Raw genomic sequence first — 13,191 nt, 5'->3', positions numbered from 1 at the left:
TTCTGGGATGATCGCGAACCATGCAGTCTCTGGCTCCCGACGACCCGGCCCGTATCGGCCCCTACCGTCTGCTGTCCCGGCTCGGGGCGGGCGGCATGGGCCGGGTCTATCTCGCGCGGGAGGCGGACGCCGGTCCCGGCGCGACGACGGTCGCGGTGAAGCTGATCCGCACCGACCCCGACGCCGAACAGAGTGAGTTCCGGCGGCGGTTCACCCGGGAGGTGGCCGCGGCGCGGCGGGTGAGCGGGGCTTGGACAGCGCGGGTGCTGGACGCCGACACGGATGCCGAACAGCCCTGGGTGGCAACGGAGTACGTGCCCGGACCCACCCTGCGGGCCGTCGTGCGCGGCGACTTCGGCGCCCTGCCCTCGGCCTCCGCGCACGTCCTGGCGCACCGGCTCGCGCAGGCCCTGGACGCCATCCACGGCGCCGGTCTCGTCCACCGCGACCTGAAGCCGTCCAACATCCTGCTCACCGTCGACGGACCCCGGGTCATCGACTTCGGGGTCTCCCAAGTCCTGGACGCCACCGTCGACTCCTCCCTCACCGGCACCGGAACCCTCGTCGGCACACCGGAGTTCATGTCCCCGGAGCAGGTCAGGGGCGAACGGGTCACCCCGGCCGGTGACGTGTTCTCCCTCGGCAGCGTCCTGGCCTACGCGGCCACGGGCCGTTCCCCCTTCCAGGGAGCGGGTGAGGGCGGGCTGCACGCGCAGCTGTTCCGGATCGCTTACGAGGAACCGGACCTGACCGGCGTACCCGAGGTGATCGCGGATCTCGTCCGGCGCTGCCTGGCGAAGCACCCGGACGACCGGCCGACGGTCCCGGAACTGATCGACCTGACCCTCCGGGCCCCCGCGGGCGCCTGGCTGCCCGCGTCCCTGCTGGCCCGCCTCGACCGGGTGGCGGCGCAGCCGCTGCCGGAGACACCGCATCGCGGGGAGCCGACCCCGGAGCCTCCTCGTTTCCCGGAGTTCCCGGAGCTGCCGGAGTTCCCGGATCTCCCGGAGCTGCCGGACCTCCCGGAAGAACCTGCGGCGGCGGAGCGGCGTGATCCGCTGGACGTCCCGGAGGCGGGCATCGCGCCGCCGCACGTAATACGCACTCCTCCAGCGCCCCGGGTCCCCCGCTTCGGCGGGCGGGCGGCGGGCGTGCTGCTGCCGGTCCTCGCCGTGCTGTCGGTGGTGGCCGGCGGGTACGTCGTCCTGCCCACCCTGGTCGCGACCCCCTGGTCGGCGCTCGGGGACCACCCGCGTGAACGCGCGCCGGGGTACTACGCCTTCGGCGGCACCTGGAGAGTCACCAGGGACGAGGACGGACCCCTGCTCAGCATGCGACTGGACCTCGTCCAGGGCGCTCGGACGGGCAGGCCGGGCGCCACCGTCGTCTCGGCCACGCGCGACACGATCTGCACCGGCGAGGCGATGGTGCGGTCCAGGTCGGAGAACACGCTGGTGCTCGGCGACTTCCGGATGCACGGGATCGGAACGGGCTCGTCCGGCAAGGAGATCTGCGGGGTGCCGCACACCATGAGACTCAGGGCGGAGGAGGGCCAGGGCCTCTCCTGGGTCTACTCGCGCGGCATGTCCTACGGCCTCGAACCGGCCTCCGAGGACACCTACGTCTCCCTCGCCTCCCGCGGAGACTGGTACTCCGCCGACGGCGGCCTGCGCATCACCGTCGGTACCCGGCGACTGGGGCAGCACCTCATCCACGGCTCCGACGACCATGGCGGACGGCACTGCGAGTGGGAGGCGGCCCTGCTGGACGCCCGCGAGAACACGTTCGCCACCACGGTTGCCCACGTGATCGCGGAACGCTCGGACCCGCTGTGCCGGCCGGCGTCCGTCGCGTACGACTACACCCTCCACGGCTCCGGCACCGCGGCGACCCTCACCCGCCACTCCCGTGCCGAAACGGCCACCCTCCGTCTCGAACGCCACCCTTGATCACGGTCAGGGCCGGCCGATGAGCCGGATCTCCGGTGGCCACAGGACCCTGCTCGCCACCAGCAGCGAGGGTCCGAGGTGGATCGGGCACACCGGGAGCGCCGGCAGGTCGTAGCGGGCGACCTCGAAGACGGCGGGGTCGGAGCAGTCCGTACCGGCAGCCCGGTCGCCTTCACCGCCGTACGGCCCCCGGCACCGTGCGTTCCGGTGGGTGCTCATACTCCGATTGCACCGCGCGGAACGCGGGACCGCCCGCCGATCACGCCCGGGGGCGGATCGGCGGGCGGTCCTGTGCAGGTCCGTGCCCGCGGTCTACAGGAACGAGTTGATCTCGATCGTCTCGTCCCGGCCCGGGCCCACGCCGATCGCGGAGATCGGGGCGCCGGACATCTCCTCCAGCGCCTTCACGTAGTTCTGGGCGTTCTTCGGGAGGTCGGAGAAGGACTTCGCCTTGGTGATGTCCTCGGACCAGCCCGGCAGGGTCTCGTAGACCGGCTTCGCGTGGTGGAAGTCGGTCTGCGAGTACGGGAGCTCCTCGACGCGCTTGCCGTCGATCTCGTACGCCACGCAGACCGGGATCTCCTCCCAGCCGGTCAGGACGTCCAGCTTGGTGAGGAAGAAGTCGGTCAGGCCGTTCACACGGGTCGCGTAGCGGGCGATGACCGCGTCGAACCAGCCGCAGCGGCGGTCACGGCCGGTCGTCACACCCCGCTCGCCGCCGATGCGGCGCAGCGCCTCGCCGTCCGCGTCGAACAGCTCGGTCGGGAAGGGACCGGCGCCGACGCGGGTCGTGTACGCCTTGAGGATGCCGATCACGCGGCTGATCTTCGTCGGGCCCACGCCGGCGCCGGTGCAGGCGCCGCCCGCGGTCGGGTTCGAGGAGGTGACGAAGGGGTACGTGCCGTGGTCGATGTCGAGCAGGGTGCCCTGACCGCCCTCGAACAGGACGACCTTGTCGTCCTCCAGCGCCTGGTTGAGGACCAGCACGGTGTCGGTGACGTACGGCTTGATCTGCTCGGCGTAGCCCAGCAGCTCCTCGACGACCTGGTCGGCGGAGATGACGCGCCGGTTGTACAGCTTGGTGAGCAGCTGGTTCTTGACGTCGAGGGCCGCCTCGACCTTCTGCTGCAGGATCGACTCGTCGTACAGGTCCTGGACCCGGATGCCGACGCGGTTGATCTTGTCGGCGTAGGTCGGTCCGATGCCGCGGCCGGTCGTACCGATCTTGCGCTTGCCGAGGAAGCGTTCCGTCACCTTGTCGACGGTCACGTTGTACGGCGTGATGATGTGCGCGTTACCGCTGATCAGGAGCTTGGACGTGTCGACGCCACGCTCGTTCAGACCGCTCAGCTCGGAGAGCAGGACCGACGGGTCGACGACGACACCGTTACCGATGACCGGCGTACAACCGGGAGAGAGGATTCCGGAAGGGAGGAGGTGGAGTGCATACTTCTGGTCGCCGACGACCACCGTGTGGCCGGCGTTGTTACCGCCCTGGTAACGCACCACATAGTCCACCGAGCCACCGAGCAGGTCGGTGGCCTTCCCCTTGCCTTCGTCACCCCACTGAGCACCGAGCAGCACAAGTGCGGGCACGCGCGTACACCCCTTCCGGGCGGGGCATGTCCAAGGTCGGGGGCAGGGGCGTAAGGTTCACCGCCGCGTACCACCGCGACCGCCTTTGGTCGCACAACCGTCGGACCGGATGCCCCGGAATAGACGAAGCCCCTGGCGCAATAGCGCAAGGGGCTCTTGCACAAAGATGCTACCCGAGGAAGCGAGGCAGGACCGAGGTGGCGACTTTCGCGACGTCCGATCAGCTGCTGGTGATCATCGATCCGGCGGCACGACAGACGGACGGGGAGTCCGTCCGGATCGCGAAAGACGTGCTCAGCGCGGGTGCGACCACCAAGGTGTGTCTGCCGGACGGCCCCGAGGAATTTGCCCGGGCGCTCGGCCGCCGAGGGTCCCGGCGCCCGGTCGTGGTCGGCGACGACCGGGCGCTGGTCCGCGCGGTGACCCTGCTGCACCGCCACCGCGAGCTGGCCGGATGCGCACTGTCGGTGGTCCCGGTCGGCGGGACGGCCCTGGCGGAGTCCCTCGGCGTGCCCGCGGGTGCGGTGGCCGCCGCGCGGGCCGTGCTGGACGGCGCGGAGCGGCGCCTGGACCTGCTCGTGGACGACAGTGACGGCGTGGTCCTGGGCGCTCTGAGCATCCCGTCGGCACCGGTGCGGGCGGCCTCCGCCGAGCCGGTGGGCGTCCCCTCCGGGCACCCCTGGCTGCGCACGACGTACCGCTCCCTGGTGCGCACCCTGGCCCCGCGTCCGCCCCGCCTGGCAGCCGTGCCGGCCCCGGGCCCCGCCCGGCTGCGGGTGGAGCTGGACGGCGAGACGCTCGTGGACCTGGACCAGCCCGTGGAGGCGGTGTCCGTGACGCCGGGTTCCCGCGGGATGGCCGAGGTGGAGGTGCGGCCGCTGTCGGTGGGCGCCGAGGCGACCCCGCTGCAGGCCCGTGGCCGCGCGGTGACGGTGATCGGGTCGGACTTCCGCTACCGGGCCGACGCGCAGGTCTCCGGGCCCGTACGACGCCGGACGTGGACCGTGCGCGAGGCGGCCTGGGCGCTGACGCTGCCTTCCCCCCACTGACCCTCCGGCGGGCCCCGCACACCGACTCTAAAGGTCTGGTGACAAATATTTAACCGTCCCGACCCCTTGAGGGACCGGTTCTCCCTCCACCATCCTGCCCTATCAAGGCGTGGTGCGTCCGCGCGTGGCGATCAGGAGAGGGGCCACCCGATGGCAGTGGACGAGGGCATCGCCCCGGCGGCGAAGACGGATGACGACGGGGTGGTTCATCGGCTGAAACCCAACGCTGTCGGCCTGCTCGGCGTGGTGTTCATGGCCGTCGCAACGGCCGCTCCGATCACCGCGATGACCGGCAACGTGCCCTTCATGGTGTCCGCCGGCAACGGCATCGGGGCACCCGCGAGCTATCTCGTCGCAATGGTCGTCCTGGCAATCTTTTCCGTGGGTTTCACGTCCATGGCGAAGCACATCACGTCCACGGGCGCCTTCTACGGCTTCATCTCCTACGGCCTCGGCCGTACCGTCGGCCTCGCCTCGGGACTGCTCGCGACCTTCGCGTACGTCGTCTTCGAGCCCGCGCTGATCGGGATCTTCTCCACCTTCGCCACCACCACCCTCAAGGACCAGTCGGGGCTCGACGTCCCGTGGTGGGCCTTCGCGGCCCTGATGCTGGCGATCAACGCCACCGGCACCTGGTTCGGGGTGAGCGTCGCCGAGAAGCTGCTGGTGGTGCTGCTGGCGACCGAGGTGACCGTGCTGGCCGCGATGGCCGTCTCGGTCGCCCTCCACGGCGGCGGACCGCACGGGTTCACCTTCGCGCCGGTCAACCCCGTCAACGCCTTCAAGGGCACGTCCGCCGGGCTCGGGCTCTTCTTCGCCTTCTGGTCCTGGGTGGGCTTCGAGTCGACGGCGATGTACGGCGAGGAGTCCCGCGACCCGAAGAAGATCATCCCCAAGGCGACGATGATCAGCGTCCTGGGCGTCGGCGTCTTCTACGTCTTCGTCTCCTGGATGGCCATCTCGGGCACCGGCACGGGAAGCGCCGTTCAGGTGGCGACCAAGGACCCGATGGGCCTCTTCTTCAACCCCACCGAGCGCTATGTCGGCCACTGGGCGGTCGACGTCATGCAGTGGCTGATGATCACCGGCTCGCTGGCCTGCGGCATGGCCTTCCACAACTGCGCCGCCCGCTACATGTACGCGCTGGGCCGTGAGGGAGTCCTGCCGTCCCTGAAGAACACCGTGGGCCGCACCCACGCCCGGCACGGCTCCCCGCACATCGCGGGCCTGGTGCAGACGGCGGTGAGCGCACTGCTGGTGGGCGCGTTCTGGGCCGCGGGCAAGGACCCGTACAGCGGCACGTACGTCCTGCTCGCCATCCTCGGCACCATGGCGATCCTGGTCGTCCAGGCCGTGTGCTCGTTCGCGGTGCTGGTCTACTTCCGCGGTCACCACCCGGAGAGCCGGCACTGGTTCCGGACCACCGCCGCCCCGCTGATCGGCGGGATCGCGATGCTCGCGGTGGTCGTGCTGCTGGTGTCCAACATGGGCGCGGCGGCCGGCCCGGAGTCCGGCTCACTGGTCCTGAAGGCGACGCCGTGGCTGGTCGCGCTGATCGCGGCCGCCGGGATCGGCTGCGCGCAGTACCTCAAGCGGCGATCGCCGGAGCGGTACGCGCTGCTGGGGCGGACGGTGCTGGAGGAGACGAAGGAACGCTGACCGGCGGACGCCGGCGGGCGGGTCAGCTTCCGAACCGCTCCTCGCGGTACGCCCGCCAGCGTTCCATCATCTCGGCGACGTCGCGCTCGATGAACTCGAAGAAGGCGAGCGTCTCGGTCAGCCTGCGCCCTGCCGGTGTGCCGGGGCCCAGGCCGGCCACGCCGTCCCTGAGGGCGTCCTCCCAGCGCTTGATGATCGCCTCGCGGCTGGTGAGGGCCTCGTACCACTGGTCGCTGTGCACCCGGTACCGCTCCCGGCGGGAGCCCGGCTCCCGCTCGCGGGACACCATGTGGACCTGGGCGAGGTAGCGCACGGCACCGGAGACGGCCGCGGGGCTGATCCTCAGCTGTTCGCCCAGCTCGGCCGAGGTCAGGGTGCCGGTGTCGGAGGCGAGCAGCGCGGCGAAGACCCGGGAGGGCATGCGCGGCATCCCCGCCTCGACCAGCTGCGCCGCGAAGTGCTCCACGAACCTCGAGACCGACTCCGGGTCCCGCTCAGTACTCGGCTCCGTCATGCCCCTCACCCTATCCGGGGTTCATGCACTTCCTTAACTTCACAAATTTCTGAAGTAAGCGTACGTTCGGAGCCATGACCAAGGCAATCACGGTCTCCGGACTCCACAAGTCCTTCGGCCGTACCCATGCGCTGGACGGCCTCGACCTCGACGTCGAGACGGGCGAGGTCCACGGCTTCCTCGGCCCCAACGGCTCCGGCAAGTCGACCACCATCCGGGTCCTGCTCGGCCTGCTGCGCGCGGACTCGGGCGCGGCGCAGGTGCTGGGCCGCGACCCGTGGAAGGACGCGGTGGAGGCGCACCGCCGGATCGCCTACGTCCCCGGCGACGTGACCCTGTGGCGCAACCTCTCCGGCGGCGAGGTCATCGACCTGTACGGGAGGCTGCGCGGAGGGCTGGACGCGCGGCGCCGCGCGGACCTGACCGACCGCTTCGAGCTGGACCCCACCAAGAAGGGGCGCACCTACTCCAAGGGCAACCGGCAGAAGGTCGCCCTGGTCGCCGCCTTCGCCTCGGACGTGGACCTGCTGATCCTGGACGAGCCGACCTCGGGTCTGGACCCCCTGATGGAGGAGGTCTTCCAGCGCTGCGTGCAGGAGGAGCGGGAGCGCGGCCGGACGGTCCTGCTGTCCTCCCACATCCTCAGCGAGGTCGAGGAACTCTGCGACCGCGTCAGCATCATCCGCAAGGGCCGGACCGTGGAGACCGGCTCCCTGGCCGACCTGCGCCACCTGACGAGGACGAGCGTGAGCGCCGAACTGGCGGGTCCGCCCAACGGGTTGGCGCACCTGCCCGGCGTCCACGACCTGGACGTCCAGGGCCACCGGGTGCGCCTCCAGGTGGACACCGGCCGGCTGGACGCGGTCCTGCGCCAGTTGAGCGAGTCGGGCGTGCGGTCCCTGACCTCGACCCCGCCGACGCTGGAGGAGCTGTTCCTGCGCCACTACCAGGACCTCGACGAGGCGGCCGCGCGATGACGTCCTTCACGGGCACGGGAGTGCTGCTGCGTTTCTCGCTGCGCCGCGACCGGCTGCTGATCCCGGTGTGGATCGCGGTGAACGCGCTGATGGTCCTCTCCATGCCGAACACCCTGAAGACCCTGTACGGCACCGCGGCCGAACGCGCCGATCTGGTCGGCCAGTTGCAGACCAACGCGTCCTTCCGCGCGCTGATCGGCCCGGTCTTCGGCACCTCGCTCGGCGCGCTGACGGCCTGGCGCGTGGGCGTGTACGCCGCCGCGCTCGCGGCCGCGATGAGCCTGCTGATCGTCGTACGGCACACCCGGGACGAGGAGGAGAGCGGCCGCCAGGAGCTGGTGGCGTCCGGGATGGTGGGCCGCCGGGCCTCCCTCACGGCGGCCCTGCTGGCTGCGGCGACCGCCAACGCCCTCCTGGCCCTGCTGATCACGGCGGGCCTGTCCGCACAGGGAGCCGCGGGCGCGCTGTCCTTCGGCCTCTGCCTCGCCGGGGTCGGCATGGTCTTCGCCACGGCGGCCGCGATCGTCGCCCAGCTGACGGAGAGCGCGCGCCTGGCCCGCGGCCTGACGGCGGCCGTCCTCGGCGCGGCCTTCGTGCTCCGTGCGGCCGGCGACTCCACGGCGAACGACGGCTCCTCCCTCCTGACCTGGCTGTCCCCCCTGGGGTGGCTGGAGAACCAGCGTTCCTTCGCCGCCGAACGCTGGTGGGTGCTGCTGCTGTTCGCGGCGGCGGTGGCGGTGCAGGCCCTGATCGCCTACGAGCTGGCGGGCCGCCGCGACATCGGCATGAGCTTCCTGCCCACCATCCCCCAGGCTCTCGGCTTCGCTCGAGCAGGGGGGACCCCCGTCGGACCCCCCACCGGCCGCCTCGGCACGGCAGCCGCGCTGGCCTGGCGCCTGCAACGCGGCAGCGTCCTCGGCTGGTCCCTCGGCTTCTTCCTCGCCGGGGTCGTCTACGGCGGTCTCACGGACGGCGCCGCCGACCTGGTCCGCGACAACGACCAGGCCCGGCAGATCTTCGAGCGGATGGGCGGCCACAGCGGTCTCACGGACGCGTTCCTGGCCGCGATGACCGGCATGCTCGGTCTGATCGCGGCGCTCTACGTCGTCGGATCGGTCCTGCGCCTGCACGGCGAGGAGATCTCCGGTCGCGCCGAACCGGTCCTGGCCTGTGCGGTCGGCCGCGTCCGCTGGGCCGCGAGCCACCTCACGATCGCCTTCGCCGGCTCGGCCCTGATCATGCTCCTGGCAGGCCTGGGCTTCGCGGTCGGCTACGGCAAGGAGACCGGCCCGGTCCTGGGCGCCTGCCTGGTCCAGCTCCCGGCGGTCTGGCTGATCGGCGCGCTGACCCTCCTGCTCCACGGCGTGGCCCCCCGCCTGGCCCCGGCCGCCTGGGGCATCGCCGTGGCGACCCTCCTGATCGGCTGGGTGGGCCCGGCCCTGAACGCCCCCCGGATCGTCCTGGACCTGTCCCCGTTCGGCCACCTGCCCAAGCTGCCGGGCGGGGGGATGGAGTGGGGTCCGGTACTGGTCCTGACGGGGCTGGCGGTGGCGCTCGTGGGAGCGGGGCTGGCGGGGCTGCGCAGGCGTGACCTGACCTCGTGAACCCCGCCGGGCCCGCGGTCAGGCGATCAGTACGTCCAGTCCCTCCAGCCCCCGGATCACGAAGTTCGGCTTGCGCTCCGGGTCCGCCGCCAGGGTCAGGGTGGGGGCCCGCTCCAGCAATGCGGTCATGGAGGCCGCCAGTTCGATGCGGGCCAGCGGAGCGCCGATGCAGTAGTGGATGCCTGCGCTGAAGGAGATGTGGGGGTTGTCCTCGCGGGTGAGGTCGAGGCGCCCGGGGTTCCGGAAGACCTCGGGGTCATGGTTGGCGGAGCCGAAGAGCATGGCGATCTCGGCGCCCCTCGGGATCGTCGTGCCGTCGATCTCGATGTCGTCCAGGACCCAGCGCTCGAAGAGCTGGAGCGGGGTGTCGTAGCGCATCAGCTCCTCGATCGCCGAGGGGACCAGGGAGTGGTCGGCCCGGAGGGCGGCCAGCTGGTCCGGGTTGCGGAACAGGGCGTACCAGCCGTTGACCGTGGCGTTGACGGTCGCCTCGTGCCCCGCGTTGAGGAGGAGGACGGCCGTCGAGATCATCTCCTGCTCGGTCAGGCGGTCGCCCTCGTCGTGCGCGGCGATGAGCCCGGAAATCAGGTCGTCGCCCGGCTCCTTGCGGCGCTCGGCGATCAGCGCACGGAGGTAGTCCGAGAACTCGGCCGACGCCCGGACGGCGCGCGCCGCCGTCTGCTGCGACGGATTCAGCTCGTACATCCCGCAGATGTCCGCCGACCAGGGGCGCAGCGGGGCCCGGTCGGACTCCGGGATGCCCAGCATCTCGGCGATGACGGCCACGGGGAGCGGCTCGGCGACGTCCGCGAGCAGATCCCCGCCGCCCGCCCCGACCAGCCGGTCCACCAGCTCCCCGGCGAGGTTCGCCACGTACGGCTTCAGCCGCTCGACGGTACGCGGGGTGAACGCCTTCGACACCAGCCGCCGGATGCGGGTGTGGTCCGGCGGTTCGAGGTCGAGCATGCCGTGGTCGTTGAGCGTGTGGAACGGCTCGTGCTCCGGCGCAGGCGCCGTACGCCCGAAGTCCTCGTGCGTGAACCTGTGCTGGTACGTCCGGCCGAGGCGCCGGTCCCGCAGCAGCGCCGCGACGTCGGCGTGGTGCGGGACCAGCCACTGGTCGGTCGGCTCGTACCGCATCACCCGGCCGCGTGCGCGCAGCTCGGCGTAGGCCGGGTACGGGTCGGCGAGGAACGCGGGGTCCCAGGGGTCGAACACGAGGTCGGTAGGGCCTGCCATGCGGGGACGCTAGCGCGCCGGACCGGCGTCTGACCAGGGCCGGATCCGTGCTCGCCGCTCAGATCCGGTTGGCGACCAGGACATAGTCGTAGTGGATCGGGTCGCCCTCTTCGTCCACCGGGTGTCCGTAGCTGCTCTCGTTCGACAAGATCACCTCGAGCTCCGGCAGGGCGTCGAAGGCCAGGTCGTTCTCCTCGAAGGTGTGGCCCCGTTCCGCGAGCTGTTCGAGGAGGACCTCGCTCGGGGTGCGGAAGACGTCGAGCCCGTCGAGCAGCACCCGCACGTCGGCGTCCTCGACCTGGAACCGGAACAGCTCCACATCGCTCAGTGCGCCCTTGGTGAACCCGAGCACGACGCTCAGCCGGGACGCGTCGTGCGTGAGCGTGATCTGTCCCGGGTCCGCGTCACTGGCGACGGTCCGGAAGAGCCCCCGCTCCTGGACGGTTCCCCGTGCTTCCTCGACCGACATGCCGAGCCGGAACGGCCCCACGCCGACGCACGGCCGGATCTCGATGTCCATGTGTACTCCCTGCTCGTCGGTGTTCGCTGCAGCCGTCCCCTCGTCGGCCCGTCAGCCCGGTGCGACCAGCCGCGCCTCGTACGCGAACACCGCCGCCTGGGTGCGGTCGCGCAGGCCCAGTTTCACCAGGATGCGGCTCACATGGGTCTTGATCGTCGACTCCGCCACCACCAGCCGCCCGGCGATCTCCGCGTTGGACAGGCCCTGTGCGATCAGGACCAGCACCTCCGTCTCCCGCTCCGTCAGCTCCCCGTAGGCGGCCTGTGCCGACGGCATCATGCGCGGTGTCTCCGACAGCCGGGAGAACTCGGTTATCAGCCGCCTGGTCACCGAGGGGGCGAGCAGTGCCTCGCCGGAGGCCACCACCCTGACTCCGTCGGCGAGCTGGCGGGCCGAGGCGTCCTTCAGGAGGAAGCCGGAGGCTCCCGCACGCAGCGCCTGGTACACGTACTCGTCCAGGTCGAACGTGGTCAGCACCAGCACCTTCGCCGTGTCGTCCGCCGCGACGATCTCCCGCGTCGCCTCGATGCCGTTCAGCTCGGGCATGCGGATGTCCATCAGCACCACGTCCGGCGCGAGTTCACGCACCCGCTCGACCGCCTGGCGGCCGTTGACGGCCTCGCCGACGACCTCGATGTCCGGCATCGCGTTCAGCAGGACCGAGAAGCCCTCGCGCACCATCATCTGGTCGTCCGCGATCAGTACGCGGATCGTCATGCCTCACCCTCGCTCGCGGTGTCCGCCGCCGGCACCGGCAGGAACACGGTCACCTCATATCCTCCGGCGGGCGTCGGGCCCGTCGTCATCTCGCCGTTCAGCATCGAGACGCGCTCCCGCATCCCCGTGATGCCGTGCCCGGCGCCCGGCGAGGGCTTGCGCTCGGCCGAAGCCGGCGGCGGGCCGTTGACTATGCGCAGGCCCAGGCCACCGAGCACGTACCCGATCTCGACCCGTGCCCCGGCCCCCGGTGCGTGCCGCAGCGTGTTGCTCAGCGCCTCCTGCACGATCCGGTACGCCGACAGTTCGACGCCCTGCGGCATCTCACGCACCGCGCCGGTCACCACCTTCTCCGCCTCCAGCCCGGTCTCCCGCACATTGGCGAGCAGCCCGTCCAGGTCGGCGAGGGTGGGCTGCGGGGCGTCCGGCGCCTCGTAGTCCTCCGCGCGGACCACGCCCAGGACCCGGCGCAGCTCGGTCAGTGCCGCCACCGCGTTCTCCCGGATGGTGGCGAACGCCTTCTCCAGCTCCGGCGGCGGGTTCTCCACCCGGTAGGGCGCCGCCTCCGCCTGGATGGCGACCACCGACATGTGGTGGGCGACCACGTCGTGCAGCTCGCGGGCGATGGTCGTGCGCTCCTCCAGCAGCGTGCGCCGTGAACGCTCCACGGCGGTCACCGACTGCTGGGCGGTCACCTCCTGCTGGGCCTGCCTGCGTATCTGCCGGACGGTGACGACCAGCAGGATCAGCGCGGACAGGATCAGCATCGGGCCGATGTTCGTGTCGTAGTGGCTCCAGCCGAAGAGGCTCTCGGCGACGAAGCCGTAGGCCCCGGTCAGCACCCACATCCACGCCGCCGTGCGCGGGCGGGTGCGCAGCGCGACGACCGTGAGCACCACCAGATGGGACAGGAAGCTGCCCGGCAGCCACGGCCAGTCGCTCCAGCCGCTGCCCATCAGGACGGCGGTGACCGTGGTCGCGGCGAGCGAGAACCAGAACGCTCCCACCGGGCGCGCCAGGGTCAGCAGGACCGGCCCCAGGGCCAGCAGCCCGCACAGCAGCGGCAGCAGTCCGGAGTCGTCCGTGCTCGCCACGGCGAGGAACCCCGCCAGCGCGCCGAGGACGGCCACGACCGTGTGCGGTGTCCAGGCCGCGTACTCCCTCGTCCGGCCGCCGCGGCGGGCGGGCCGGCCGTCAGAGCCCCTGCGGGGCAGCGGGCGGTAGGCGAAGGCGTCGTGGAACAAGTCCTGCCGGAGCCCGCGCAGGGCGTCCGCGGCGAGCCGGAACTCCGGGCTGCGCGGCCTCGCGGCTCCGCCCGGCGGTGTCGGCTGGGTGTGCGTCGTCTCGGTCACGTGGCAAACGGTAGG

12 protein-coding genes are annotated in these 13,191 nt (G+C 71.5%); 5 read left to right on the top strand and 7 right to left on the bottom strand.

Going from position 1 to position 13,191, the window contains the following annotated elements:
- The first annotated feature begins 20 nt into the window (after nt 1-20).
- Nucleotides 21-1,949, top strand: a complete 1,929-nt coding sequence (locus FB157_RS49030; protein WP_261386886.1) for a serine/threonine-protein kinase — start codon at nt 21-23, stop codon at nt 1,947-1,949.
- A 6-nt stretch (nt 1,950-1,955) separates the two neighbouring features.
- On the opposite strand, the gene FB157_RS41770 is transcribed toward FB157_RS49030, so the two are convergent.
- Both FB157_RS41770 and FB157_RS41765 read right to left on the bottom strand, forming a co-directional pair.
- Nucleotides 1,956-2,168, bottom strand: coding sequence for a hypothetical protein (locus FB157_RS41770; protein WP_145886256.1), 213 nt, complete (start codon nt 2,166-2,168; stop codon nt 1,956-1,958).
- Nucleotides 2,169-2,261: 93 nt separating this feature from the next.
- On the bottom strand, nt 2,262-3,545 hold the full coding sequence (locus tag FB157_RS41765) for an adenylosuccinate synthase (RefSeq protein ID WP_145886254.1): 1,284 nt from the start codon (nt 3,543-3,545) through the stop codon (nt 2,262-2,264).
- A 197-nt stretch (nt 3,546-3,742) separates the two neighbouring features.
- Here FB157_RS41765 and FB157_RS41760 point away from each other — a divergent pair, with 197 nt between their 5' ends.
- Together FB157_RS41760 and FB157_RS41755 are read left to right on the top strand one after the other, a co-directional pair.
- Nucleotides 3,743-4,594: a diacylglycerol kinase gene (locus tag FB157_RS41760; protein ID WP_145886252.1), complete on the top strand. Its 852-nt coding sequence runs from the start codon at nt 3,743-3,745 to the stop codon at nt 4,592-4,594.
- Between the two features lie 150 nt (nt 4,595-4,744).
- Nucleotides 4,745-6,253: an APC family permease gene (locus FB157_RS41755; RefSeq protein ID WP_145886249.1), complete on the top strand. Its 1,509-nt coding sequence runs from the start codon at nt 4,745-4,747 to the stop codon at nt 6,251-6,253.
- Between the two features lie 22 nt (nt 6,254-6,275).
- Here the strand turns inward: FB157_RS41755 and FB157_RS41750 are convergent, their stop codons facing one another.
- Nucleotides 6,276-6,767 carry a GbsR/MarR family transcriptional regulator gene (locus FB157_RS41750; protein WP_145886247.1) on the bottom strand — a complete coding sequence of 164 codons (492 nt, stop codon included), beginning with the start codon at nt 6,765-6,767 and terminating at the stop codon, nt 6,276-6,278.
- Nucleotides 6,768-6,841: 74 nt separating this feature from the next.
- On the opposite strand from FB157_RS41750, the gene FB157_RS41745 reads away from it, so the two are divergent.
- Together FB157_RS41745 and FB157_RS41740 are read left to right on the top strand one after the other, a co-directional pair.
- Complete coding sequence (locus FB157_RS41745; protein WP_145886245.1) at nt 6,842-7,744, top strand: ABC transporter ATP-binding protein; 903 nt, start codon at nt 6,842-6,844, stop codon at nt 7,742-7,744.
- Nucleotides 7,741-9,348 (top strand): ABC transporter permease, encoded by a 1,608-nt coding sequence (locus tag FB157_RS41740; RefSeq protein ID WP_145886243.1) that lies wholly within the window; start codon nt 7,741-7,743, stop codon nt 9,346-9,348. The genes FB157_RS41745 and FB157_RS41740 overlap by 4 nt, the downstream gene beginning before the upstream one ends.
- A gap of 18 nt (nt 9,349-9,366) precedes the next feature.
- Here FB157_RS41740 and FB157_RS41735 read toward each other — a convergent pair whose 3' ends face one another.
- Genes FB157_RS41735 through FB157_RS41720 form a run of 4 tightly spaced genes read right to left on the bottom strand, consistent with a single transcriptional unit; the run spans nt 9,367 to nt 13,176 of the window.
- Nucleotides 9,367-10,587 carry a cytochrome P450 gene (locus tag FB157_RS41735; protein WP_145886241.1) on the bottom strand — a complete coding sequence of 407 codons (1,221 nt, stop codon included), beginning with the start codon at nt 10,585-10,587 and terminating at the stop codon, nt 9,367-9,369.
- Nucleotides 10,588-10,645: 58 nt separating this feature from the next.
- The gene (locus FB157_RS41730) at nt 10,646-11,107 is read right to left on the bottom strand and encodes a hypothetical protein (protein WP_145886239.1); all 462 of its coding nucleotides are present in this window, start codon (nt 11,105-11,107) and stop codon (nt 10,646-10,648) included.
- 51 nt (nt 11,108-11,158) lie between these two features.
- Nucleotides 11,159-11,824, bottom strand: coding sequence for a response regulator transcription factor (locus FB157_RS41725; protein ID WP_145886237.1), 666 nt, complete (start codon nt 11,822-11,824; stop codon nt 11,159-11,161).
- On the bottom strand, nt 11,821-13,176 hold the full coding sequence (locus FB157_RS41720) for a sensor histidine kinase (protein ID WP_145886235.1): 1,356 nt from the start codon (nt 13,174-13,176) through the stop codon (nt 11,821-11,823). The genes FB157_RS41725 and FB157_RS41720 overlap by 4 nt, the downstream gene beginning before the upstream one ends.
- Nucleotides 13,177-13,191: the final 15 nt, after the last annotated feature.

This window comes from Streptomyces sp. BK340 (assembly GCF_007827595.1).
Taxonomy (GTDB): domain Bacteria; phylum Actinomycetota; class Actinomycetes; order Streptomycetales; family Streptomycetaceae; genus Streptomyces.
Note: the sequence above shows the minus strand (reverse complement) of the source record. Positions and strands in the feature narration are given on the sequence as shown.